At 68.2% G+C, this 23,531-nt stretch carries 25 protein-coding genes; 13 read left to right on the forward strand and 12 right to left on the reverse strand.

Annotated features, from left to right (window positions below):
- The coding region (locus AC1DF3_RS00005) for a hypothetical protein (RefSeq protein ID WP_478138488.1) at positions 1-1,588 on the forward strand (1,588 nt) is incomplete at its 5' end.
- Here AC1DF3_RS00005 and AC1DF3_RS00010 read toward each other — a convergent pair.
- From AC1DF3_RS00010 to lexA, 4 genes are all read right to left on the reverse strand, one after another.
- Positions 1,578-2,750, reverse strand: coding sequence for an MFS transporter (locus tag AC1DF3_RS00010; protein ID WP_286531741.1), 1,173 nt, complete (start codon positions 2,748-2,750; stop codon positions 1,578-1,580). The genes AC1DF3_RS00005 and AC1DF3_RS00010 overlap by 11 nt on opposite strands.
- On the reverse strand, positions 2,747-3,754 hold the full coding sequence (locus AC1DF3_RS00015) for a D-2-hydroxyacid dehydrogenase family protein (RefSeq protein ID WP_286531742.1): 1,008 nt from the start codon (positions 3,752-3,754) through the stop codon (positions 2,747-2,749). Before AC1DF3_RS00015 ends, AC1DF3_RS00010 begins: the two co-directional genes overlap by 4 nt.
- Positions 3,755-3,837: 83 nt before the next feature.
- Positions 3,838-4,185 carry a hypothetical protein gene (locus AC1DF3_RS00020; protein WP_301812185.1) on the reverse strand — a complete coding sequence of 116 codons (348 nt, stop codon included), beginning with the start codon at positions 4,183-4,185 and terminating at the stop codon, positions 3,838-3,840.
- A 149-nt stretch (positions 4,186-4,334) separates the two neighbouring features.
- A complete protein-coding gene (lexA, locus tag AC1DF3_RS00025; RefSeq protein WP_286504326.1) occupies positions 4,335-5,009 on the reverse strand; it encodes a transcriptional repressor LexA in 675 nt (224 codons plus the stop codon).
- Between the two features lie 74 nt (positions 5,010-5,083).
- Between lexA and AC1DF3_RS00030 the strand changes: the two genes are divergently transcribed.
- The 3 genes from AC1DF3_RS00030 to AC1DF3_RS00040 are packed head-to-tail and all read left to right on the forward strand — an operon-like array spanning position 5,084 to position 6,999.
- Positions 5,084-6,073 (forward strand): asparaginase, encoded by a 990-nt coding sequence (locus AC1DF3_RS00030; protein ID WP_478138489.1) that lies wholly within the window; start codon positions 5,084-5,086, stop codon positions 6,071-6,073.
- A 4-nt stretch (positions 6,074-6,077) separates the two neighbouring features.
- A complete protein-coding gene (locus AC1DF3_RS00035; protein WP_286531745.1) occupies positions 6,078-6,494 on the forward strand; it encodes a hypothetical protein in 417 nt (138 codons plus the stop codon).
- 31 nt (positions 6,495-6,525) lie between these two features.
- Entirely contained in the window at positions 6,526-6,999 is a 474-nt protein-coding gene (locus tag AC1DF3_RS00040) for a DUF6152 family protein (protein ID WP_286531746.1), read from the forward strand.
- Here AC1DF3_RS00040 and adk read toward each other — a convergent pair whose 3' ends face one another.
- From adk to AC1DF3_RS00070, 6 genes are all read right to left on the reverse strand, one after another.
- Positions 7,000-7,656 (reverse strand): adenylate kinase, encoded by a 657-nt coding sequence (gene adk, locus AC1DF3_RS00045; RefSeq protein WP_286522326.1) that lies wholly within the window; start codon positions 7,654-7,656, stop codon positions 7,000-7,002.
- A 126-nt stretch (positions 7,657-7,782) separates the two neighbouring features.
- Entirely contained in the window at positions 7,783-8,550 is a 768-nt protein-coding gene (kdsB, locus tag AC1DF3_RS00050; protein ID WP_286531747.1) for a 3-deoxy-manno-octulosonate cytidylyltransferase, read from the reverse strand.
- 7 nt (positions 8,551-8,557) lie between these two features.
- On the reverse strand, positions 8,558-8,740 hold the full coding sequence (locus AC1DF3_RS00055; RefSeq protein WP_286504333.1) for a Trm112 family protein: 183 nt from the start codon (positions 8,738-8,740) through the stop codon (positions 8,558-8,560).
- Positions 8,721-9,695: a tetraacyldisaccharide 4'-kinase gene (gene lpxK, locus AC1DF3_RS00060; RefSeq protein WP_286531748.1), complete on the reverse strand. Its 975-nt coding sequence runs from the start codon at positions 9,693-9,695 to the stop codon at positions 8,721-8,723. The genes AC1DF3_RS00055 and lpxK overlap by 20 nt, the downstream gene beginning before the upstream one ends.
- Complete coding sequence (locus AC1DF3_RS00065; RefSeq protein WP_478138707.1) at positions 9,696-10,121, reverse strand: ExbD/TolR family protein; 426 nt, start codon at positions 10,119-10,121, stop codon at positions 9,696-9,698.
- 2 nt (positions 10,122-10,123) lie between these two features.
- Positions 10,124-10,756 carry a MotA/TolQ/ExbB proton channel family protein gene (locus tag AC1DF3_RS00070; protein WP_286531749.1) on the reverse strand — a complete coding sequence of 211 codons (633 nt, stop codon included), beginning with the start codon at positions 10,754-10,756 and terminating at the stop codon, positions 10,124-10,126.
- A 312-nt stretch (positions 10,757-11,068) separates the two neighbouring features.
- On the opposite strand from AC1DF3_RS00070, the gene xseA reads away from it, so the two are divergent.
- Both xseA and AC1DF3_RS00080 read left to right on the forward strand, forming a co-directional pair.
- Entirely contained in the window at positions 11,069-12,346 is a 1,278-nt protein-coding gene (xseA, locus tag AC1DF3_RS00075) for an exodeoxyribonuclease VII large subunit (protein WP_301812172.1), read from the forward strand.
- A gap of 98 nt (positions 12,347-12,444) precedes the next feature.
- Positions 12,445-13,026 carry a superoxide dismutase gene (locus AC1DF3_RS00080; protein ID WP_286522320.1) on the forward strand — a complete coding sequence of 194 codons (582 nt, stop codon included), beginning with the start codon at positions 12,445-12,447 and terminating at the stop codon, positions 13,024-13,026.
- Between the two features lie 67 nt (positions 13,027-13,093).
- Here the strand turns inward: AC1DF3_RS00080 and AC1DF3_RS00085 are convergent, their stop codons facing one another.
- Together AC1DF3_RS00085 and AC1DF3_RS00090 are read right to left on the reverse strand one after the other, a co-directional pair.
- On the reverse strand, positions 13,094-13,546 hold the full coding sequence (locus tag AC1DF3_RS00085; protein ID WP_286532155.1) for a DUF192 domain-containing protein: 453 nt from the start codon (positions 13,544-13,546) through the stop codon (positions 13,094-13,096).
- 179 nt (positions 13,547-13,725) lie between these two features.
- Positions 13,726-14,142: a cell envelope biogenesis protein TolA gene (locus AC1DF3_RS00090; RefSeq protein ID WP_286531751.1), complete on the reverse strand. Its 417-nt coding sequence runs from the start codon at positions 14,140-14,142 to the stop codon at positions 13,726-13,728.
- A gap of 101 nt (positions 14,143-14,243) precedes the next feature.
- Here AC1DF3_RS00090 and icd point away from each other — a divergent pair, with 101 nt between their 5' ends.
- The 7 genes from icd (at position 14,244) to AC1DF3_RS00125 (ending at position 23,528) form a co-directional block, all read left to right on the forward strand.
- Positions 14,244-15,503 carry an NADP-dependent isocitrate dehydrogenase gene (gene icd, locus AC1DF3_RS00095; protein ID WP_286522317.1) on the forward strand — a complete coding sequence of 420 codons (1,260 nt, stop codon included), beginning with the start codon at positions 14,244-14,246 and terminating at the stop codon, positions 15,501-15,503.
- 244 nt (positions 15,504-15,747) lie between these two features.
- Positions 15,748-16,107: an ATP-dependent Clp protease adapter ClpS gene (gene clpS / locus AC1DF3_RS00100; RefSeq protein ID WP_286504342.1), complete on the forward strand. Its 360-nt coding sequence runs from the start codon at positions 15,748-15,750 to the stop codon at positions 16,105-16,107.
- 67 nt (positions 16,108-16,174) lie between these two features.
- Entirely contained in the window at positions 16,175-18,496 is a 2,322-nt protein-coding gene (clpA, locus tag AC1DF3_RS00105; RefSeq protein ID WP_286504343.1) for an ATP-dependent Clp protease ATP-binding subunit ClpA, read from the forward strand.
- 91 nt (positions 18,497-18,587) lie between these two features.
- Positions 18,588-20,045, forward strand: a complete 1,458-nt coding sequence (cls, locus tag AC1DF3_RS00110) for a cardiolipin synthase (RefSeq protein WP_286531752.1) — start codon at positions 18,588-18,590, stop codon at positions 20,043-20,045.
- A 2-nt stretch (positions 20,046-20,047) separates the two neighbouring features.
- Positions 20,048-21,490 (forward strand): exodeoxyribonuclease I, encoded by a 1,443-nt coding sequence (gene sbcB / locus AC1DF3_RS00115; RefSeq protein ID WP_286531754.1) that lies wholly within the window; start codon positions 20,048-20,050, stop codon positions 21,488-21,490.
- Positions 21,491-21,496: 6 nt separating this feature from the next.
- Complete coding sequence (locus tag AC1DF3_RS00120; protein WP_478138490.1) at positions 21,497-22,018, forward strand: N-acetyltransferase family protein; 522 nt, start codon at positions 21,497-21,499, stop codon at positions 22,016-22,018.
- A 58-nt stretch (positions 22,019-22,076) separates the two neighbouring features.
- Positions 22,077-23,528 carry an efflux transporter outer membrane subunit gene (locus AC1DF3_RS00125; RefSeq protein WP_478138491.1) on the forward strand — a complete coding sequence of 484 codons (1,452 nt, stop codon included), beginning with the start codon at positions 22,077-22,079 and terminating at the stop codon, positions 23,526-23,528.
- Positions 23,529-23,531 lie beyond the last annotated feature (3 nt).

Below are 23,531 nucleotides of genomic sequence, written 5' to 3' on the forward strand. Positions count from 1 at the left end.
GCGCACGGCAGCCGCGGTGCCTGCGCCCGCCACGCGCGTCACGCCGCCGCCTTCGCCTCCCGCAGCGTCTGAAGCAGCGCCGCGCGAGGCCGGCGCGGGACGGCCGCGACTGCAGGTGGAGGCGCTGGAGCCGGCACCGGCGCGGGCCGGCAACCTGAGGGCGACGCCCGAACTGACCCTGCCCGACGCGCCGGACCCGGTCCGCCGTGCCGCCGCCGCGGCGCTCTGGAATGCGCTCGATCCCGCCGCCGAAGAAGCGCAGCGCGAGGCCAAGCGCGCCAAGGACACGGAAGCCGCGCTGGCCGCGCTGCGCGAGCAGGCCGCCCAGAACCAGCGGACCCTGCTCGAGATGCGCAGCGAACTGGCCGAAGCGCGCGAAAGCCGCTACGCCAATCCGCTGGTCTATGCCCTCGTGGCGCTCCTGTTGCTGGCATTGATCGGCATGTTCATGCTGTGGCGCCTGGCGCGCCGAGCGAGTGCACCGGCGTGGTGGGGCGAAGCGCCGCCTGGTGTCGACGACCCGCGCCGTCCGCGCCCGCACGGCGGTCTGCTCGACGACGAGATGGACCTGGACTCGGAGCCGCCCGGCAAGCGGCGCAACGTCGGCCCCAGGACCTTCGGGCCGACGCCGTTCGCGCCGCTCGAGCCCGACGACGACCTCGACAGCGGCCCGCACGCACCGCTGCCGCACCCGGCCCAGCTGGCCGAAGGTACCCCTGTGCGGCCGGTCAACACAGAAGAGCTGTTCGACGTCCAGCAGCAATCCGATTTCTTTCTGTCGCTGGGCCAGCACGACCAGGCGATCGCAGTCCTGCGCGAGCACATCGCCGCCAATCCCGGCACCAGCGCGCTGGCCTATCTCGATCTGCTGAGGATCTTCCATTCGCTCGAACGCGAAGACGACTACACACGGCTGGCCGAGGACTTCGAACGCGTCTTCAATGCCGATGTGCCGTCTTTCGCCCACTTCACCGACACCGGCAAAGGCCTCGAGCACTACCGCAGCGCGTTGGCGCGCATCGAGGCGCTGTGGCCCGCGCCGGGGACCCTGGCGCTGATCGAGGAGCTGGTGTTCCGCAGGCCCGGCCACAACGACGAAGCCTTCGACCTGGCCGCCTACCAGGAACTGCTGCTGCTCTATTCGGTGGCCAAGGAAGTCATCGATCCCGCCAGCGCGCCCGCTGCCGCCTTCGAGCCCCATGCCTTCGCCGACACGCAGGTGCGCGAAGGGCCACCGACCGTGACCGCCCCGCCGGACACCGAACTGGCGCCGCCGGCGATCGCTGGCGGCCCGGTGCTGCCGCCCTCTATTTATGGCTCGATCGACCAGGGCATGCAGCACGAGACGGTGATCGACCCGGATGCGCAGCTGTCGCCGGCCGCCCCGGCCCCGACCGTCCGTCCGGCCGTGCTGCCCGACCTGGAGATGGACCTCGGCGCCTTCGACAAGACGGCCTACGAGACGATGCCGACACCGCTCGAGCCGGCCAAGGCGCCGACGCCCTCGAACGATCCGCATGTGATCGACTTCGAGCTGTTCGATCCGAGCACCGAAGCGGAAATCGCCCCGCGGCCGATCAAGCGCTGAATGCGGGCGCGCGGCGCTGCGCGCGGTCGACCGCCATGCTCAGTGCCAGCGCCAGCAGCATGGTGACCAGCCCGGCCCAGTTCATCCACGGGGCGGCGTCGTGGGCCAGCAGCCAGCCCCCGGCCGCCGCGCCCACTGCCTGGCCGACATAGATGCCGGAACTGTTCAGCGCCACCGAGCCCGGCGCCAGTGCCGGCGAGAGCGAGACCAGTCGCGCCTGCTGGGCCGAGTTGGTGGCGAAGCAACCCAGGCCCCAAGGCACCAGGATCAGCGCCAGCGTCGCGAAGCTGACCGCCAGCGGCCACAGCAGCAGGCTCGTTGCGATCAGCACCGTGGTGACCAGCACCATGCGCGCTGCCCCGATGCGGTCGATGTAGCGGCTCACGGCCATGTTGCCCAGCAGGCCGCAGAGGCCGAACCAGCCCCACAGCAGGCCCATCTGCGTCGCGTCGGCGCCCAGGCTCTCTCGCACGATCGGTGCGAAGTAGCTGAACAGCACGAACTGGCCGGCGCCCTGCAGGGCCGTGACGCAGACCACGCCCATCAGCAGCGGGCTCCTGAAGACGCGGCCCCAGGCCTCGCGGGACAGCGCCGCGGGGCGGATGCCGGTGGGCAACTGGCGCCAGATCCAGGCCGCGCTCACCACCGACAGTCCGGCGATCACGCCGAAGGCCGCCCGCCAGCCGAAGTGCCCGCCGACCAGCGCACCGATCGGCAGGCCCAGCACCGAGGCCATCGACCAGCCGAGGAAGACGAAGGTGACGGCGCGGCCGCGCTGCTCGGCCGGCACCAGCAGCCCGGCGCAGGCCGCGGCCTGCGCGGTGAAGACCGCCGGCGCGACGACGGTCAGCATGCGCACCAGCAGCAGGCTGCCGAAATTCGGCATCTGCGTCGCCAGCAGGTGGCCGGCGGCATACCAGAGCATGGTGAAGGCCAGCAGCCGGCGGCGATCCCAGCCGGCGACCAGCGCGGCCAGCAGCGGCGCACCGAGGCACATGACGATCGCGCCGGCGGTGATCAGCTGGCCGGCGGTGGCCGCGCCGACCTGGAGCGACTGGCTCAGCTCGTTGAGCGTGCCCGGCACCACCATCACCCCGGTGCCGATCACGAAATTGCCTGCCAGCAAGGCCCACAAGGTGGCCGGCAGAGCAGGCCGGCTCAACGACGGACCTGCAGCGCGCCGGGATTGACGATGTTGGTCGGGTTGCCCTTGATGAAGCTCACGACGTTGTCGAAGGCCTGGCCGAAGTACATCTCGTAGCTGTCTTGCTCGACGTAGCCGATGTGCGGCGTGCAGATGCAGTTCTCGAGCCGCAGCAGCGCGTGGCCCTGCAGCGGCGGCTCGCTCTCGAAGACGTCGATGGCCGCCAGCCCGGGGCGCCCGCGGTTGAGGGCGGCCAGCAAGGCATCCTGCTCGACCAGCTCGGCACGCGAGGTATTGACGAACAGCGCGGTCGGCTTCATGCGCGACAGGTCTTCGAGCGTCACCAGGCCGCGGGTCTCGTCGCTGAGCCGCAGGTGCACCGACAGAACGTCGGCCGCGGCAAAGAAGGCTTCGCGGTTGGGTGCCACCTGGAAGCCGTCGGAGCGCGCCTTGGTGCAACTCTGCTCACGCCCCCAGATCACGACCTGCATGCCGAAGGCCTGGCCGTAGCGCGCCACCAGCTGGCCAATGCGCCCGTAGCCCCAGATGCACAGGGTCTTGCCCTTCAACACCGAGCCGAGGCCGAAGTTCGGCGGCATCGATGCCGACTTGAGGCCGGCCTGCTGCCAGGCGCCGTGCTTCAGGTTGCTGATGTACTGCGGCAGGCGCCGCATCGCGGCCATGATCAGCGCCCAGGTGAGTTCGGCGGGCGCCAGCGGGGAGCCCGACCCCTCGGCGACGGCGACGCCCTGCTCGGTGCAGGCGTTGATGTCGATGTGCCCGCCGGCCCGGCCGGTCTGCGAGATCAGCTTGAGCTTGGGCAGCTTCTCGATCAGTTGCCGGGTGATCTGGGTGCGCTCGCGGATCAGCACGATCACGTCGGCGTCCTTGAGCCGGACCGACAGCTGGCCGATGCCCTTGACCGTGTTCGTGTACACCTTGGCTGCATAGGCGTCGAGCTTGGCAGCGCAATTCAGCTTGCGCACGGCGTCCTGATAGTCGTCGAGGATCACAATGTTCATGGCATGCCATTGTGCCTTGCACGAACGGCATGCTGTGCCAGCGCGGCGACTTTGTGTCGCGCTTCGGTGCTTCAGTGCAGCTATCAGTGCAGGTGGGCGGCCTGCGGCAGCGCCTGGGCGGCCTCCAGCGCGACCAGGCGGTCGAGCTCGGCGCAGACATCGGCCATGCGTCCGGAGATCACCATGCGGCCGGCCGCGCGGCCCGGCTGCTGTGCGTCGACCATGCGGACCACGCGCAGCGGGCGTGCCGTGGCCCCAGCGGCGGCCGCCGGACCGGCCGTGCCCTGGCGCAGCGGGCAGCTCGGGCGAATCCCGACGTAGCGCAGGCCCGAGGACATCGCCCGGCTCGAGCGGCGCCGGGGCATCCAGCGGTCGGCCAGCGATTGCAACGGCGTCAGAAAGTCAGCGATGCTGAGTAGAGCGATTCCCATGTGAACTCCAGAAAAGTCAGAGGTTGAACACAGGCAGGATTGCTTTCATCGGCCAGGACAGGGTGATGGCTCTTGGCCATACGCCCGCCACCTGTCGCGGCCGGACCGGGTGCGCACGCAGGACCGCGTGCGTGAACGAAAAGGCGGGCTTACATCAGCATCGTGTTGCGGATCAGGCCGACCGCCAGGCCCTCGATCTCGAAGGGCTCGCCGGGCTGGACCACGATGGTGGGGTAGTCGGGGTTCTCGGCGTGCAGCTCGATGACCTGCTTGTTGCGCTTGAGGCGCTTGACCGTGACCTCGTCGCCGAGGCGGGCCACCACGATCTGCCCGTTGCGGGCTTCCTTGGTGGACTGGACCGCCAGCAGGTCGCCGTCCATGATGCCGGCATCGCGCATGGACATGCCGCGCACCTTGAGCAGGTAGTCGGGCTGGCGCTGGAAGAGGGTGTTCTCGACGTAGTAGGTCTGGTCGACGTGCTCCTGGGCCAGGATCGGCGAACCGGCCGCCACGCGGCCGATCAGCGGCAGCGCCAGCTGCGCCATGCCGGGCAGCGACAGCGAGAACTGGTTGTTGCGGGATTCGTTGAGCGAGCGCAGGGCGTCGCCCTTGAGGCGGATGCCGCGGGAAGTGCCGCTGACCAGCTCGATGACGCCCTTGCGGGCCAGCGCCTGCAGGTGTTCTTCGGCCGCGTTGGCCGACTTGAAGCCGAGCTCGGCGGCGATCTCGGCCCGCGTGGGAGGCGCGCCGGTGCGCGCGATGGCACTCTGGATCAAGTCGAGGATCTGCTGCTGGCGGGCTGTAAGCTTGACGGCGAACTGCATGTAGGCTCCTGTGGAGGCACTGGCTAAACGTCCAGTACCTGTATTTTTAACCAGTTTCGAGAAGTTGGCAAGACATGGATCACATCTCGGGGAATTCCGCCCGTCGCGTCGTGGTGCTGGGCACCGGCGGCACCATCTCGGGCCGCGCCGGTGCGGCGAACGACAACATCGGCTACACGGCCGGGGAAGTCGGCGTCGCCGACCTGCTGCACGGCATCGACGCTCCGGCGGGCATCGCGCTCGCGGCCGAGCAGGTGGCGCAGGTGGACAGCAAGGACATGAGTTTCGCGATCTGGCGCACCCTGGCACAGCGCTGTGCCCACTGGCTCGCCCAGCCGGACGTCGCCGGCCTGGTCATCACCCACGGCACCGATACGCTGGAAGAGACCGCGTTCTTCCTGCAGGCCGTGCTCGCGCCTTCGAAGCCGGTGGTCCTGACCTGTGCGATGCGGCCGGCGAGCGCACTGGCGCCCGACGGGCCGCAGAACCTGCGCGATGCGATCGCGGTCGCCACAGCACCGGACGCCCGGGGCGTGGTCGTGGTGTGCGCCGGTACGGTTCACAGCGCCGTCGAGGTTCAGAAAGTCCACACCTACCGTCTCGACGCCTTCGATTCCGGCGATGCCGGTCCGCTGGCCTATGTCGAGGAAGGGGCCGTCAGGCAACTCAGGGACTGGCCGCAGGCGGACCCGACCGCGCGCTCGTCGTTCGATCGGATCGCCGCGGCCACCGCCTGGCCGCGGGTCGAGATCCTGCTGAGCCACGCCGAGGCACGCGGCTCCCTGGTCGAGATGCTGCTCGAGGAGCGCCGCCGTGGCGGTGCCGAGCCGGTGCAGGGGATCGTGCTCGCGGCAACCGGCAACGGCACCGTGCACCAGGCGCTGGAGGCGGCGGCGCTGCGGGCCCAGGCCGAGGGCGTCTCGGTGCTGCGTGCGACGCGCTGCGCCGAGGGGCGGATCCTCCCGAAGCCCGGCCAGCGCCTGCGCGACGCCGGCGCGCTGACGCCGGTCAAGGCGCGCATCTCACTCATGCTGGAACTGCTGGCGGACGCCTCCGCCGGCTGATCCCGTGCTCGAGGCGTTGCGCTCGACCCCCTGGGCCTACCCGGCCCTGGAGGTCGTGCACATCGTCGGCATCGCCTTGCTGCTGGGCAACCTGGTGGCCCTCGAGGCCCGCGTCCTCGGCCGCGCTGCCGTGCTGCCGGTGCAGGGGTTGGCCAGGCTGTCGCTGACCCTCGCGCTGTCCGGCTTCGCGCTGGCGGCCGCCAGCGGATCGTTGATGTTCGCCACCCAGCCGGCCGAGTTGCTCGCGAACCCGGTGTTTCTGGTCAAGATGGGCCTGCTAGGGGTGGCCGGCGCCAACGCGCTGTGGTTCCATGCCCGCCGCTCACTGGCCAAACTCGACCTGCTGGCGCGGGTACAGATGTTGTCGTCCACTGCGATCTGGCTGGCGGTCGTGTTTTGCGGCCGCTGGATCGCCTATTGATGACCTCGCGCAGCCCGAAAGGAGTTCCCGCATGAAACGTCGCAGCCTCATGTTCGCCGCCGTCACCTTGCCGGGCGCCATGCCCTTCGCCTGGGCCCACCACGGGTGGAGCGGTTTCGACCAGGACCGCCCGCTCTACCTGGAAGGGAAGGTGGTGAGTTCGCGCTGGCAGAACCCGCATGCCGAACTGATGATCGAGGTGCCCGCCGATCTGCGCTTGCCTGCCGACCTGCCGAAGCGTGCGCTGCCGGCGCAGAGCGCGCCGGTCGATGGACCCGGCCTGCTCGCCAAGGCGGCGCTGCCGCGGCGCAAGGACCGCCAATGGGAGCTCGAACTGGCGCCGCTCACGCGCATGGAGGCCTGGCAGGTGCGCGAAATCAAGCCCGGGACCCTGGTCTCGGCCATCGGCTTCGGCACCAAGGAAGAGAAAGGCGATGCCGTGATGCGGGTCGAGTACCTGTTCGTCGACGGCAAGGCCTACGGGCTGCGTTCCAGCCCGGCCTGATCAGCTGGACAGGGCGGCCAGGGCGCGCTGCGTGATGTCGTCGACGCTGCCGACGCCGCTGATTGCGCGGTACTTCGGCGCTGCGGCCGGCTCGGCCTTGGCCCAGTTCGAGTAGTAGTCGACCAGCGGACGCGTCTGCTGGCTGTAGACCTCGAGCCGCTTGCGCACGGTTTCTTCCTTGTCGTCCTCGCGCTGGATCAGGTCTTCGCCGGTGAGGTCGTCCTTGCCTTCGGTCTTCGGCGGATTGAACTTCAGGTGGTAGATGCGTCCCGAGGCAGGGTGCGAACGTCGTCCGCTCATGCGTTCGATGATGTCGCTGAAGGGCACGTCGATTTCGAGCACGTAGTCGAGCCGGACGCCGGCCGCGCGCATCGCTTCGGCCTGCGGAATGGTGCGCGGGAAGCCGTCGAACAGGAAGCCCTGGGCGCAATCCGGCAGCGCGATCCGTTCCTTGACCAGGTTGATGATCAGGTCGTCGCTGACCAGCGCGCCGGATGCCATCACGGCCTGGGCCTGCAGCCCGAGCGGCGTGCCGGCCTTGACGGCGGCGCGCAGCATGTCGCCGGTGGAGATCTGGGGGATGCCGTATTTCTGGCAAATGAAGGCCGCTTGCGTGCCTTTTCCTGCCCCGGGGGCGCCCAACAAAATCAGTCTCATGGTGTCCTCGGAAGGTTCTTCGATTTCTGTCGCGCCAGGTCGCGCGCACGAGGCGCAACGAAAAGGCGGAGTTGCTTCGAGGATAGCATGGGGTTCGGGCCGTTTCGGAGCCCCGCACGGGCGAGGTCAGGCGGCGAAGAGGGCGCGGACCCGGGCCAGATCCTCGGGCGTGTCGATGCCGGGGCCGGGGGCGTGGGCGCTGACATGGACCGCGATCCGGTGGCCGTGCCAGAGGGCCCGCATCTGCTCGAGCGCTTCGGTGGTTTCGACCGGCGCCGGCGGCAGGCCGGGAAAGCCGCGCACGAAGCCGGCCCGGTAGCCGTAGATGCCGATATGGCGCAACGGCGCCGGCGCGCTCGGCAGCGAGGTCGGGCCGCTGGCCGCGAAGCCGTCGCGCCACCAGGGGATCGGCGCGCGGCTGAAATAGAGCGCATGGCCACGGGCGTCGAGCACGGTCTTGACCACGTTCGGATTGACGAAGTCCTCGAGCGAGTCGATGGCGTGCGCCGCGGTGCTCATCGCAGCGTCGGGGTGGGCGGCCAGCGTGTCGGCCACCGCATCGATCAGATCGGGCGCGATCAGCGGCTCGTCGCCCTGGACGTTGACGACGATCGCGTCGTCGGCCAGCCCGAGCTGGGTGCAGGCTTCGGCCAGCCGGTCGCTGCCGCTCGCATGGTCGGTGCGGGTCAGCAGCACCCGCACGCCATGGGCACGGCAGGCATCGACGATGCGCGCGTCGTCGGCGGCCACCACCACGCTGGCGGCGCTTGAAAGCGCGGCCTGCTGGGCGACCCGCACCACCATCGGCACACCGGCGATGTCGGCCAAGGGCTTGTCGGGCAGCCGTGTCGAGGCCAGCCGGGCCGGGATCAGGACCGTGAATGCGGTGCGCATGAACAGCTCAAAGTCCGAGTTCTTCGTCGGACAGGGTGCGGGCCTCGGTCTCGAGCAGCACCGGGATGCCGTCGCGCACCGGGTAGGCCAGGCGGGCGCTGCGCGAAGCCAGTTCCTGCTTTTCGGGGTTCCAGGTCAGCGGCCCCTTGGTGACGGGGCAGACGAGCAATTCAAGCAGCTTGGTGTCCATCGTTCGATGATAGCTTTGCGTCGAGGGCGGCGAAGAAGCCCGGCTCGGGTTCGAACACCAGTGGCACGGCCAGCGCCGCCGGGGCCCGGCGCCACAGCTTGACGGCGTCCTTCTCGGTGCACAGCAGGACCTGGCCGGTGTCCGCCGGCGGCTGCCAGCGGCTGAAATCGTCGTGGTCGGGCAGGGCGATGCTCTGCGCCAGCGCCAGTCCGCGCGCGCGCAGCATCTGGAAGAAGGCCTCGGGCTTGGCGATCGCTGCGACCGCGATCAACGGCCGTCCGGCCAGGGAGGCCAGCGGCACCCGGGACCCGTCCTGCCGGAGCGCATGGTCGGCGAGCGAGCGGCGGGCCCGGAAGCCGGCAAAGGCCGGCCGGTCGCCGGTATGGAGGACCAGGTCGCAGCGCCGCGGCCAGGGCTCGCGCAGCAGGCCGGCCGGCAGCAGCCAGCCGTTGCCGACGCCGCGGTCGTCGAACACGCAGATCTCCAGGTCGCGGCCCAGCGCGAGATGCTGCAGGCCGTCATCGCTCACGATGACCTGGGTGGCCGGGTGCCGGGCGAGCAGGGTGCGGGCCGCCTCGATGCGGCGCCGGGCCACGAACACCGGCACGCCGGTGGCGCGGCGGATCAGCGCCGGCTCGTCGCCGACCTCCGCCGGGTCGCTGTCTTCTTGCACCTCCCGGCAATCCCGGGTGCTGCGGCCATAGCCGCGCGACACCACGCCGGTGCGCAGGCCGCGCGCCTCCAGGTGCCGGACCACCGCCATCACCACGGGCGTCTTGCCCGAGCCGCCGGCGATCACGTTGCCGACGATGACCACCGGTACGCCGACGCGCTCGGTGCGCAGCAGGCCCTGGCGGTAGAAGCCTCGGCGCAGCGCGGCCAGGGCGCCGTACAACAGCGACAGCGGCCACAACAAGCGCGCCAGCGCGCCGCGTTGCAGCCAGGCTTGCGGCAACTAGCGCCCCGCCTGCGCGGCCGACTGGGTGGCGAAGGTGATCTGCATCAGGCCGGCCCGGCGCGCTGCTTCCATCACGGTGATGACCGATTGATGGGCGGCGCTGGCGTCGGCGCTGATGATCACGACATTGTCCTTGGCGCCGCCGGCCGCCGCCGCCAGCGCGGCGGTCACGGTCTCGACGCTGCGGTCCGGCAGCACGGTCCTGTTGATCGAATAGCGGCCATCGGCCGACACCGCGACGATGACTTCCTTCGGGTAGTCGCGCTGGGCCTCGACGTCGGCCACCGGCAGCCGCAGCTGCATTTCGGTGAACTTGCTGTAGGTGGTCGACAGCATCAGGAAGATCAGCACGACCAGCAGCACGTCGATGAACGGGATCAGGTTGATCTCGGGCTCGTCGCGCGAGCCGTGGCGGAAATGCATCCTCATCGGCGCAGCGTGTCCAGGTGGCGGGCGAAGCGCTCGCCGGCCAGTTCGAGGTTCAGCAGGTACTCGTCGACCCGGCTGCGGAAGTAGCGCCAGAAGATCAGCGCCGGAATGGCGATGATCAGGCCGAAGGCCGTGTTGTAGAGCGCGATCGAGATCCCGTGCGCCAGCTGCGCCGGATTGCCCGAGCCGACCGCGCCGTTGGCCGGCGACTGGGAGCCGAAGATCTCGATCATCCCGATCACGGTACCGAGCAGGCCGAGCAGGGGCGCCGCCGAGGCGATGGTCGCCAGCGCCGGCAGGTAGCGCTCGAGCCGGTGCGCCACCACGCGGCCGGCGGATTCCATCGAGACGCGCAGGTCGTCCTCGGTGGCCATCGGGTTGGTGTTGAGGGCCCGAAAGCCGGCCGCGAGCACCTCGCCGAGGCCGGAGTTCTTCTCGAGCTTGGTGACGACGTCGGGACCGGGAATGGATGTGCGCGAGACCGTGATGGCTTCGTCGAGCAGCTTGGGCGGCAGCACCTTGGAGGTCTTGAGACTGGTGAAGCGTTCGATGACGAGCGCCATCCCGATCACCGAACAAGCGAGCAGCGGCCAGATCGGCCAACCCGCAGCAACTATGATGGAAAACAAAAAAATCCTCCGGCCCGTGGACTGCAAATGCGCGGCGATTATCCACCGAGGCGGCACCGGGTCACGACATGACTTTCATGTAGGCCCAGACGCACAGAAACTGTGGATAACTTTGTGACTAACACGCAGGGCAACTCGCCCGGAGCCGCACGGGCCGGGCATCTCGTTGGATCGACTGAATTTTGAGCAGCACTTTCTTCAATCAAATCAAAGGCTTGCACGACAACATGTGCCCGTGGTGCCGGCTCCGCCCCTCGGGCAGGGTCATCGGGCCTCTTGTGGACGAATCGTTAGCCGAAAGTGAGATGAGCCATGGCGGAACGTGAGCAACCGCCCTCGTCCGGCGCGAGAGTCTGGGCCGTCGGCGCCTTGTGCCGGGCGATCGCCGACGCGCTCGATGCGCGCTTCAACCCGGTCAGCGTGCGCGGTGAGATCTCTGGCTTTTCCCGGGCGGCCAGCGGCCATTGCTACTTCTCGCTGAAGGACGAATCCGGGCAGTTGCGCTGCGCCATGTTCCGCCGGGCGGCGAGCCTGCTCGATTTCTCGCCGCGCGACGGCGACCAGGTCGAAGTGCGCGGCCGGCTCGCGGTCTATGAGCCGCGCGGCGACCTGCAACTGGTGGTCGAGAGCCTGCGCCGAGCGGGACAGGGCGCGCTGTTCGAGCAGTTCATGCAGCGCAAGGCCCGGCTGGAGGCCGAAGGCCTGTTCGATCCGGCCCGCAAGCGGGCGCTGCCGACGCTGCCGCGTGCGATCGGGCTCGTGACCTCGCTCGGTGCCGCGGCGTTGCACGATGTCGTCACCGCGCTGCGCCGGCGCGCGCCGCACATCCCGGTCGTGCTGGCGCCGGCGGCGGTGCAGGGCGCCGCCGCGCCGGCCGAACTGGTGCGGTCGCTGCAGGGCCTCTACGCGCTCGAACCCAAGGTCGATGTGATCCTGCTGGTGCGCGGCGGCGGCTCGATCGAGGACCTGTGGGCCTTCAACGACGAGACCCTGGCCCGCACCATCGTGCAGAGCCCGGTGCCCGTGATCAGCGGCGTCGGCCACGAGACCGACTTCACGATCGCCGATTTCTGCGCCGACCTGCGCGCGCCCACCCCGACCGCCGCCGCCGAACTGGTCGCCGCGCCGCGCGAGGTGTGGCTCGGCGCACTGGACCTGATCGAAGAGCGCCTGCGCGACGCCGTAGCGGCGCGCGTCGACCTGCTGGGCCAGCGCCTGGACCAGGCCACCGGCCGGCTCGGGCGCCCGTCGGCGCTGGTGGCCCGCCAGCGTCTGGGGCTGGCGCACCAGGCCCAGCGGCTGCACTTCGCGGTGCTGGCGCGGACCGGTCGCTTCGCGCAGGCCCAGCAGGCCCTGGCAGCGAGGGGGCCGCTCGGCCTGCGCGCCACGCTGGCGCGCCACCACGAGCGGCTCGATCGCGCGGCTCTGCGCCTGCAGCTGCTCGACCCGGCGCTGGTGCTGCAGCGCGGCTACGCCTGGCTGACCGATGCCGATGGTCGGCCGGTCATGCACGCCGCCGAGCTGGCGCCCGATGACCATGTGACGGCGCGGCTTTCCGACGGCACGGTGGCCCTGAAAGTGCTGCAATAGCGGGTGCACCGGGGACAAACGCGACCGCGTCCGACGCCCCTTGCCCGAATCCTTCCTAGAATCTTCGATTCCTTCAACCAACCCGCGAGAAAAACACCATGGAACACGTTCTTCCTCCCCTGCCGTATCCGCTCGACGCCCTGGCGCCCGAGTATTCGAAGGAAACGATGGAGTACCACTACGGCAAGCACCACAACGCTTACGTCGTGAACCTGAACAACCTGCAGAAGGGCACCGAATTCGAGAGCATGACGCTCGAGGAAATCGTCAAGAAGTCCAGCGGCGGGATCTACAACAACGCGGCCCAGATCTGGAACCACACCTTCTTCTGGAACTGCATGAAGCCCGCCGGCGGCGGCGAACCCAGCGGCGCCCTGGCCAAGGCGATCGATGCCAAGTGGGGCAGCTACGCGGCCTTCAAGGAAGCCTTCGTGAAGTCGGCCGTGGGCAATTTCGGCTCCGGCTGGACCTGGCTCGTCAAGAAGGCCGACGGTTCGGTCGACATCGTCAATACCGGCGCCGCCGGCACGCCGTTGACCACCGCCGACAAGGCGCTGCTGACGGTCGACGTCTGGGAACACGCCTACTACATCGACTACCGCAACCTGCGCCCCAAGTTCGTCGAGACCTTCCTTGCGAAGCTCGTCAACTGGGACTTCGTGGCCAAGAACTTCGGCTGATCCGGGTTCTGCGCCGACGCGAAAAAGCCGACCCGCGGGTCGGCTTTTTCGTTGGGGCGGCCGCGCCTCAGCGCCGGCCGGCGAACAACTCTCCGCCGAGCTTGCTGCCGGCCTTGATGTTCTTGCGCGCGAACCAGCCCTGGTTCATTTCCAGGACGAAGCGCACCGGCTCCTTCGAGCAGTGCGAATTCTCGGTCATCGGCTGCATGTCGACCAGGTTGACGATGCGGCCATCGTCGGCGACGAAGGCGGCGGTCAGGGGCAGCAGCGTGTTCCTCATCCAGAAGCACTGGGTGGCGGGCTGTTCGAAGACGAACACCATGCCTTCGGTCGGCGGCATTTCCTTGCGGTACATCAGGCCGATTTCGCGTTCCTTTGGCGACTGCGCCACCTGGGCGTCGATCTGGTACATGCCGGCCGATATGCGGGTCCGCGGCAATTGGCTTTGCGGTTCCTGGGCATGGGAAATAGCCGTCAATGAAACAGACAGCGCGAGAAGACTGAAAAATCGCAAGAACATGGGTCGACTTTCGGGGACGGCAACGCAAACAAGAATGCCCGCGCAGGCGGGCATGATCGATTGAACGCAAAGCTTACCTTCTATTGGCCAGGATTGCCTGACCCAAAAGGACAGGATCGCTTCGCCAGGACGAAAAAAAGCGCTCCGTGGAGCGCTCTTTCAATACGGAACGAATCCGATCAGTTCGGCGTGCCGCCTTGCGGGTTCATCTTGCGAACGCTGCCGTCCTTGTTGCGGCGACGGTCGCTGCGGGTTTCGGCGCGTGCCTGGCCGGCGGTTGCGGCACGGCTCGGGGCCAGGCCGCCGCTGCCTTCAGCGGTCTTGGGGGCGTCGCCACCTTGAGGACGCACTTCGCCTTGCGGCTTCGATGCACGGCGCTCGACAGCGCGCTGCTGCGGCTTGGAGTTCGTGATCGGTTGTTGTTCCGACGAGGTGCCAGCCGGATTTTGCGCATAGGCACCAACTGCGAACAGGCCGGCCATCATGACTGCGAGAACTTTGCTCATTACGGATTCCTCAATGGAAATGGTTTGAAAACGCCTCCCGGCCAGCAGAAGGTCTGCCAACAACGGAGCCGGGCCGGCGGTGGTTGACACATCCTTCGGGCTCCTCCGGTTGCGTCTAAAATTCTAAGGGTATTCAGACGATTGCAAACTCATTGTCTTCCCGTCTTTCCTCACCCGGAGTCCTCGTCCCCATGTCCAGGTACCAGCACATCAAAGTCCCGACCGAAGGCCAGAAGGTCACGGTCAACGCCGACAACTCGCTCCAGGTGCCGGACCAGCCGATCATTCCTTTCATCGAGGGCGACGGCACCGGACTGGACATCACGCCGGTCATGTTGAAGGTGGTCGACGCGGCGGTCGCCAAGGCCTACGGCGGCAAGCGGAAGATCCAGTGGATGGAGGTCTACGCCGGCGAAAAAGCGACCCGGATCTACGGTCCCGACGTCTGGCTCCCCGAAGAAACGCTGCACGCCGTGCGCGACTACGTGGTCTCGATCAAGGGCCCCCTGACGACCCCGGTGGGCGGCGGCATCCGCTCGCTCAACGTGGCGCTGCGCCAGGAGCTCGATCTGTACGTTTGCCTGCGGCCGATCCAGTATTTCGAGGGTGTCCCCAGCCCCGTGAAGGAGCCCCAGAAGACCAACATGGTGATCTTCCGGGAGAACTCCGAGGACATCTATGCCGGCATCGAATTCGAGGCCGAAAGCGACAAGGCCAAGCGGCTGATCAAGTTCCTGCAGGAGGAGTTCGGGGTCAAGAAGATCCGCTTCCCGAACACCTCCGGCATCGGCATCAAGCCGGTGTCCCGCGAAGGTACCGAGCGGCTGGTCCGCAAGGCGATCCAGTACGCGATCGACAACGACAAACCGAGCGTCACGATCGTCCACAAGGGCAACATCATGAAGTTCACCGAGGGCAGTTTCCGCGACTGGGCCTACGGTCTGGCGGCCAAGGAATTCGGCGCCGAACTGATCGACGGCGGTCCCTGGATGCGGTTCAAGAGCCCGAAAACGGGCAAAGAAATAACCGTGAAAGATTCGATCGCTGATGCTTTCCTGCAACAGATTTTGCTGCGACCGGCCGAATACAGCGTCATCGCGACCCTCAACCTGAACGGCGACTACATTTCCGACGCCCTGGCGGCCCAGGTCGGCGGCATCGGGATCGCCCCCGGCGCCAATCTCAGCGACACGGTCGCGATGTTCGAGGCGACGCACGGCACGGCGCCGAAATACGCCGGCAAGGACTACGTGAACCCGGGTTCCGAGATCCTCTCGGCCGAAATGATGCTGCGCCACATGGGCTGGACCGAGGCCGCCGACCTGGTCATCAGCTCGATGGAAAAATCGATCGCCAGCAAAAGGGTCACCTACGACTTCGCGCGCCTCATGGAGGGCGCCACGCAGGTCAGCTGCTCGGGCTTCGGGCAGGTGATGATCGACAACATGTAAAGATGACGGCGGCGGCGGCGTCCGGCCCGACGCCTTGCCCACGCAGCCCCGGGACCCCAGGTGCCGGGGCTTTTTCATGGGCCGGAAAAACCCCTGAGCCAGCAGCCTCCGCGCCTTCGGGGCATGCTGCTTGCATGGGCGTGAACTGCTGATCCGGCCGCATTCGCCTTGAATGTCACAAAGCCGCCACCAGTTGTGTCACATCGTCGAGTGCAACCCGCGGCGGCTCTATAAAATGAATTCCATGGCTACCAGAATCCCTTCGACCCCCAAGACGCCGCCGGCTGCCAAGCCGAGGCGGGACGATGGTGACGCGGTCGTGCTCGAGCGGCGACCGCAGAAGACCGCGCCGCCCCAGATGTTCCAGGTCGTGATGCTGAACGACGACTACACGCCGATGGAATTCGTGATCGTCGTGATCCAGGAGTTCTTCAGCAAGGACCGCGAAACCGCGACCCAGATCATGCTCAAGATCCACCTCGATGGCCGCGGTGTCTGCGGCGTCTACTCGCGCGACATGGCGGCCACCAAGGTCAATCAGGTGATGGAAGCGGCGCATCAGGCGGGGCATCCGCTGCAGTGCGTCAGCGAACCGGTCGAATGAACCAGTTGAATTGGGCGCGCTCCAACCCATCTGAGAAATTATTTACAGCAAGGCAAAAGGAAATCACATGATTGCCCAGGAACTGGAAGTCAGCCTGCACATGGCTTTTGTAGAAGCCAGGCAGCAGCGCCACGAGTTCATCACGGTGGAGCACCTGCTGCTCGCTTTGCTGGACAACCCGAGTGCCGCGGAGGTGCTGCGCGCCTGCTCGGCCAATGTCGACGACCTGCGGGCGTCGCTCACCAACTTCATCAAGGACAACACGCCCCAGGTGGCGGGTACCGACGATGTCGACACCCAGCCGACGCTGGGTTTCCAGCGCGTGATCCAGCGCGCCATCATGCATGTGCAGTCCACCGGCAACGGCAAGAAGGAAGTGACCGGCGCCAACGTGCTGGTCGCGATCTTCGGCGAGAAGGATTCGCATGCCGTGTACTACCTGCACCAGCAGGGCGTGACGCGCCTCGACGTCGTGAACTTCATCGCCCACGGCATCAAGAAGAGCGATCCGCCTGAAGCCGCCAAGGGCAGCAGCGACGCCTCCTCGGGCGAAAGCGAAGAGGGCGGCGGCGAGAAGAACGAGAAGTCGTCTCCGCTCGAGCAGTTCACGCAGAACCTGAACCAGCTCGCCAAGGACGGCAAGATCGATCCGCTGATCGGCCGCGAGTACGAGGTCGAGCGCGTGATCCAGATCCTGTGCCGCCGGCGCAAGAACAATCCGCTGCTGGTCGGCGAGGCCGGCGTCGGCAAGACCGCGATCGCCGAGGGCCTGGCCTGGCGCATCACCCAGAACGACGTGCCCGAGATCCTGGCCGAGTCGAACGTGTACTCGCTCGACATGGGCGCGCTCTTGGCCGGCACCAAGTACCGCGGCGATTTCGAGCAGCGCCTGAAGGGCGTGCTCAAGTCGCTCAAGGACAAGCCGAACGCGATCCTGTTCATCGACGAGATCCACACGCTGATCGGCGCCGGCGCGGCATCGGGCGGCACGCTCGACGCCTCGAACCTGCTCAAGCCGGCGCTCTCCAGCGGCCAGCTCAAGTGCATCGGCGCCACCACCTTCACCGAGTACCGCGGCATCTTCGAGAAGGACGCGGCCCTGTCGCGTCGCTTCCAGAAGGTCGACGTGGTCGAGCCGACGGTGCAGGAAACCGTCGACATCCTGAAGGGCCTGAAGTCGCGCTTCGAGGAGCACCATGGCGTGAAGTACGGCGTGGCCGCACTGCAGGCCGCGGCCGAGCTGAGCGCCAAGTACATCAACGACCGTCACCTGCCCGACAAGGCGATCGACGTCATCGATGAAGCCGGCGCTGCCCAGCGCATCCTGCCCGCCAACAAGCGCAAGAAGACCATCAGCAAGACCGAGGTTGAGGAAATCGTCGCGAAGATCGCGCGCATTCCCCCGGCCAACGTCTCGAACGACGACCGCGGCAAGCTGCAGACCATCGAGCGCGACCTGAAGAGCGTGGTGTTCGGCCAGGACAAGGCGCTCGAAGTGCTGGCTTCTGCCGTCAAGATGGCGCGTTCGGGCCTGGGCCGCGAAGACAAGCCGATCGGCTCCTTCCTGTTCAGCGGCCCGACCGGCGTCGGCAAGACCGAAGCAGCCAAGCAGCTGGCCTACATCATGGGCATCGAGCTGATCCGCTTCGACATGTCGGAGTACATGGAGCGCCATGCGGTGAGCCGTCTCATCGGCGCGCCTCCGGGCTATGTCGGATTCGACCAGGGCGGCCTGCTGACCGAGGCCATCACGAAGAAGCCGCACGCGGTGCTTCTGCTCGACGAAATCGAGAAGGCGCATCCGGATATCTTCAACGTGCTGCTGCAGGTCATGGACCATGGCACCCTGACGGACAACAACGGACGCAAGGCCGACTTCCGCAACGTGATCATCGTGATGACCACCAATGCGGGTGCCGAGACCATGAACAAGGCGACCATCGGCTTCACCAACCCGCGCCAGGCGGGCGACGAGATGGCCGACATCAAGCGCCTGTTCACGCCGGAGTTCCGCAACCGCCTCGATGCGACCGTGAGCTTCAAGGCGCTCGACGAGCAGATCATCCTGCGCGTGGTGGACAAGTTCCTGCTGCAGCTGGAGACGCAGCTGGCCGAGAAGAAGGTCGACGTGACCTTCACCGACGCCCTGCGCAAGCACCTGGCGAAGAAGGGCTTCGATCCGCTGATGGGTGCGCGGCCGATGCAGCGCCTGATCCAGGACACGATCCGTCGCGCCCTGGCCGACGAACTGCTCTTCGGTCGCCTGCAGGAGGGCGGACGCCTGACCGTCGACCTCGACGACAAGGAAGAAGTGCAGCTGGACATCCAGCCGCTGCCGAAGAAGGAAGGCCGGGCCAAGCCCGAGGCCGAAGAAGCGGCGACGGGTTGAGCGCCTTCCGCCCACTGCGGCGGAAGCATCCGATCGGAAGGCCGGTAGCATTGCTACCGGCCTTTTTCGTTTCACCTCGAGATTTCTCCCCTTGATCGTCCCCGAGCTCAGCCAGGAATGGAAGACCGGCCTCTCCCTCGCATGGAGCGGCTACATCGCAGTGCTTTCGGTCTGGATCGTGATGCAGAAGCGCGCACCGGTCTCGACCATGAGCTGGATCCTGTCGCTGGCGCTGCTGCCTTTCGCGGGCTTTCTCATCTACTACTTCCTGGGGCCGCAGCGGCTCAAGAAGCAGCGCCTCAAGCGGCTTCGCAGCCGGGCCAGCGCACTGGCGCCCGCCGACGTTGTGATGCTGCGCGAGGCGAGGGCGCATGCGCCGCCTGCCTTGCGCCAGATGGCCGCGCTCGGGATGGCGGCCTGCGGGCTGCCGGTGTCGAGCGCGACCTCGGCCGTGCTGCTGTCCGGCGGCGCGACCACCTTCGATGCGATCTTCGATGCGATCCGCGCGGCGCGCGACCACGTCCATCTCGAGTACTACATCTTCGAGCCCGACCGGATCGGCACGGCACTGCGCGACCTGCTCATCGAGCGCGCCCGGGCCGGCGTCAAGGTGCGGCTGCTGCTCGATGCGCTCGGCTCCAAGCGGGTCGGGCGGAAGTTCATGGCGCCGATGCAGGCGGCCGGTGTCCATGTGGCGCTGTTCCACGAGACCCGCATCGGCCGGCGGCTGCGGCCGGTGACCAACTACCGGACCCACCGCAAGATCGTGGTCTGCGACGGGCTGGTGGGCTTCACCGGGGGCGTCAACATCACCGACGAGGAAGACGCCCGCACCCGGCCCGACGCCTACCACGACGTCCATCTGCGGATCGAAGGCAGCGCGGTGCGCTGGCTGCAGACCACATTTCTCGAAGACTGGACCTACGCGACCGGCGAGGACCCGCGCCAGATCGACAACGCGCTGCCCCTGCTGCTGCCGGACCTGCCGCTGGGCGAGGCAACCGGCGAGATCCCGGTCCAGATCATCACCAGCGGGCCCGACAGCCCGCTCGAGGCGATCCACCGCATGCATCTCGCAGCGATCCAATCCTCGGAGCGGCGCGCCTGGCTCACCACCCCTTACTTCGTGCCCGGCGAGCCCGCCCTGATGGCATTGACCAGTGCCGCCCTGCGCGGCGTCGACGTCCGGCTGCTGGTGCCGCGGCGCAGCGATTCGCTGGTCGTGAGCGCGGCGGCGCGCTCCTACTACGACGAGCTGATCGCCGCCGGCGTCAAGGTCTGGGAGTACAAGGCCCGCATGCTGCACTCCAAGACGCTGGTGGTGGACGATCACTGCGCGATGATCGGCACAGCCAACTTCGACAATCGCAGCTTCAGGCTCAATTTCGAGGTGATGGCCGTGATCTACGGGACGACCTTGGCCGAACCCCTGGCGGCGCAGTTCGAGACCGACCTCCGAAGCGCCTCGCCGATCCGGGCCAACCGGCGCCAGAAGTTCCTGCGCCGCCTGGCCGACGCCACCGCCCGCCTGTTTTCTCCTTTGCTTTGAACATGCCTCCACACACCTTCCTCTGGCACGACTACGAAACCTTCGGCGCGGTGCCGCGCCGCGACCGGCCTTCGCAGTTCGCCGCGATCCGCACCGACGCCGAGCTCAACGAGGTCGGCGAGCCGTTGATGGTCTATTGCCAGCCCGCGCCCGACTACCTGCCGAGCCCGGAGGCCTGTCTTATCACCGGCATCACGCCGCAGCAGTGCCTGGAGCTCGGCATTCCCGAGCATGAATTCGCGGCCCGCATCGAGCAGGCCTTCTCGCAGCCCGGCACCATCGGCGTCGGCTACAACACGATCCGCTTCGACGACGAAGTGACCCGCTTTCTGTTCTGGCGCAACCTGATCGATCCCTACGCGCGCGAGTGGCAGAACGACTGCGGCCGCTGGGACCTGCTCGACGTGGTGCGGCTGACTTATGCGCTGCGCCCCGACGGTATCGTCTGGCCGACCAAGGCGGACGGCAGCCAGAGCTTCAAGCTCGAGGACCTGGCGCGGGCCAACGGACTGCTGCACGAGGCGGCGCACGATGCGCTGTCGGACGTGCGCGCCACGATCGCGCTGGCCCGGCTGATCCGCGACAAGCAGCCCCGGCTGTTCGACTTCGCGTTCGGGCTGCACCGCAAGGACCGGGTGGCGGCCGAGCTCGGCCTGCCGGCGACGCGCGAGAGCGCTCGGCCCTTCCTCCACGTGTCGGGCATGTTCCCGGCCGAGCGGGGCTGCCTGGCTGTGATGTGGCCGCTGGCCAGTCATCCGACCAACAAGAACGAACTGCTGGCCTGGGACCTGGCCCACGACCCGGGCGAGCTGCGCGACCTCGACGTCGAGACCCTGCGGCTGCGCCTGTTCACGCGCAGCGCCGACCTGCCCGAGGGCGTGCGCCGGCTGCCGCTCAAGGGCATCCACCTGAACAAATCACCGATGGTGGTCGGCAACCTGAAGACGCTGGCGCCGGCGATGGCGGCGCGCTGGGGCATCGACATCGAGGCGGCACTGAAGAATGCCGCGCTCGCGGCTGCCTTGCCCGACATGAGCGCGATCTGGCCACAGGTCTACGAGCGGCCCCGCGAAGGCGCGCCGGACGTCGACGAGGATCTCTACGGCGGCTTCGTCGGCAACGGCGACCGGCGCCGCCTGAACCAGTTGCGTGGGCTGTCGCCGGGCGAGCTCGGGCGTGCCCGCACCGGCTTCGACGACCCGCGGCTGGAAGAGCTGGTGTTCCGCTACCGGGCGCGCAATTTCCTCGATACGCTGAACGAAGACGAGGCCGGGCGCTGGGAGGCGCACCGGGCCGCGCGGCTGCTCGAAGGCGAGGGCGGTGCGCGCAATGTCGATGCCCTGTTCGCCGAGATCGATGCGCTGGCCGAGACCGCGGACGAGCGCGCCGAAGCCATCCTGGGCGCGCTGTACGAGTACGCCGAGGCGATCGCCCCGGAGGTCTGAACGATCATGACCGTGCGCCGACTGCTCCCCGCCGATGCCGCTGCCTACCGGGCCTTGATGCTCGAAGCCTACGCGCGCCATCCGGACGCCTTCACCTCCAGCGCCGAGGAGCGCGCGGCGCTGCCGCTGGCCTGGTGGGAAGCGCGGCTCGACGAATCGCCGCGGGCCGGCCAGGTCGTGCTCGGTGCCTTCGACGGCGACCGGCTGGCCGGTGCCGCCGGGCTCGAATTCGAGTCGCGCGCCAAGGCCCGTCACAAGGCGCATCTCTTCGGGATGTACGTGGCGCCCGATGCCCGGACGGGCGGCCACGGCCGGCAGCTGGTGCAGGGCCTGCTGGACGTGGCGGCCGCCAGGGAGGGCGTCAAGCTCGTCCAGCTGACCGTGACCGAAGGCAATGCCGCGGCGCAGTCGCTCTACGAACGCTGCGGGTTCGCGGTGTTCGGCGTCGAGCCCTTCGCGGTTGCGCTCGATGGCCGCTACCTGTCGAAGTGCCACATGTGGCGGCTGCTCGGGGGCGAGCCCAGCTGACAGGAATGTCATCCTTGCGTCAGCTTGCCGTCCCGGGCGGGTGCCTACAGTGGGCGGCATGCGAATACTGTGTCTGGCCCTGGCGGCATCCCTGGCAGGCTGCGCCGTCGGGCCCGACTACCGGCGACCCTCATTGCCCGAAGGCGTGTCGGCGCCGGCCTTCAAGGAAAGCGGCGCCTGGAAGACCGCGGCGCCCGCCACCGTCGATGCGGCCCATCCCTGGTGGACCGGATTTGGCGACCCGCGCCTCGACGCGCTGATCGAGGAAGCGAACGGCGCGAACCAGAGCCTTCGGCTGGCCGAGGCCCAGTACCGGGAGGCCCAGGCGCTGGTGCAGAACGCGCAGGCGGGCTGGGCGCCGACGCTCGGGCTGGACCTCTCGGGCCAGCGCGCGCGCAGCCAGAATTCGACCGGCGCGCCGGTGCAGGGCAACACGCATGCCTGGTCGCTTCAGGCGGCCTGGGAGCCCGACCTCTGGGGCCGGGTGCGGCGTGCCGTCGAAGGCGCCGCGGACAGCGCGCAGGCCAGCGACGCCGACCTGGCCGCGGCACGGCTCGCGGTGCAGGCCGCGGTGGCCAACGACTACATCCAGCTGCGCATGACCGATGCCCAGCAGCGGCTCTACGACCGGACCATCGAGGCCTACCGCAAGTCGCTGCAGATCACCCGGAGCCAGTACCGCGCGGGCGTGGTGACGCGGGCCGATGTCGACCTGGCCGACACCACCCTGCAATCGACCCAGGCGCTGGCCCTCGACACCCAGCTGACGCGCCGGCAGCTCGAGCACGCGATCGCGGTGCTGCTGGGCAAGACGCCCTCGCAGTTTTCCATCGCGGCGGACGACAGCCTGCCCAGCCTGCCCGCGGTGCCGATGGCCGTGCCGTCGGAACTGCTCGAGCGCCGGCCCGACATCGCGGGCGCCGAACGCCGGGCGGCGTCGGCCAACGCGGGCATCGGCTATGCGCAGGCCGCCTACTACCCGAGCCTGTCGCTGAGCGCCGCGGGCGGCTTCGCCGGTGCCGGCTTCGGCAACTGGTTCGCCGCGCCGGGCAAGGTCTGGGCGCTGGGCGCGGCGGTGGCGCAAAACCTGTTCGACGGCGGCCAGCGCAACGCCCAGGTGGCACAGGCGCGGGCGGCCTTCGATGCCTCGTCGGCCAGCTACCGCCAGACCGTGCTGGCCGGCTTTCAGGAAGTCGAGGACAACCTGGCCGCGCTCGACCTGCTCGCGCAGGAGCGCCAGGTGCAGGACGGCGCGGTCGCCTCGGCGCGCAACGCCGAGCGCGTGTCGTTGAGCCAGTTCCGCGCCGGCACGACCACTTACCTGGCGGTCATCACCTCGCAAACGCTGGCGCTCAACAACGAGCGCACCGCGCTGCAGCTGCAGAGCCGGCAGTTCGCCGCCCAGGTGGCCCTGGTCAAGGCGCTCGGCGGCGGCTGGGACGCCAGCCAGCTGCAGGCCAGCGCCGACGCCAGCCCGGCGGCCGCCTACGCATCTTCGAATTCCAAGTGAACC

The organism is Variovorax sp. 10N432 (genome assembly GCF_056394465.1).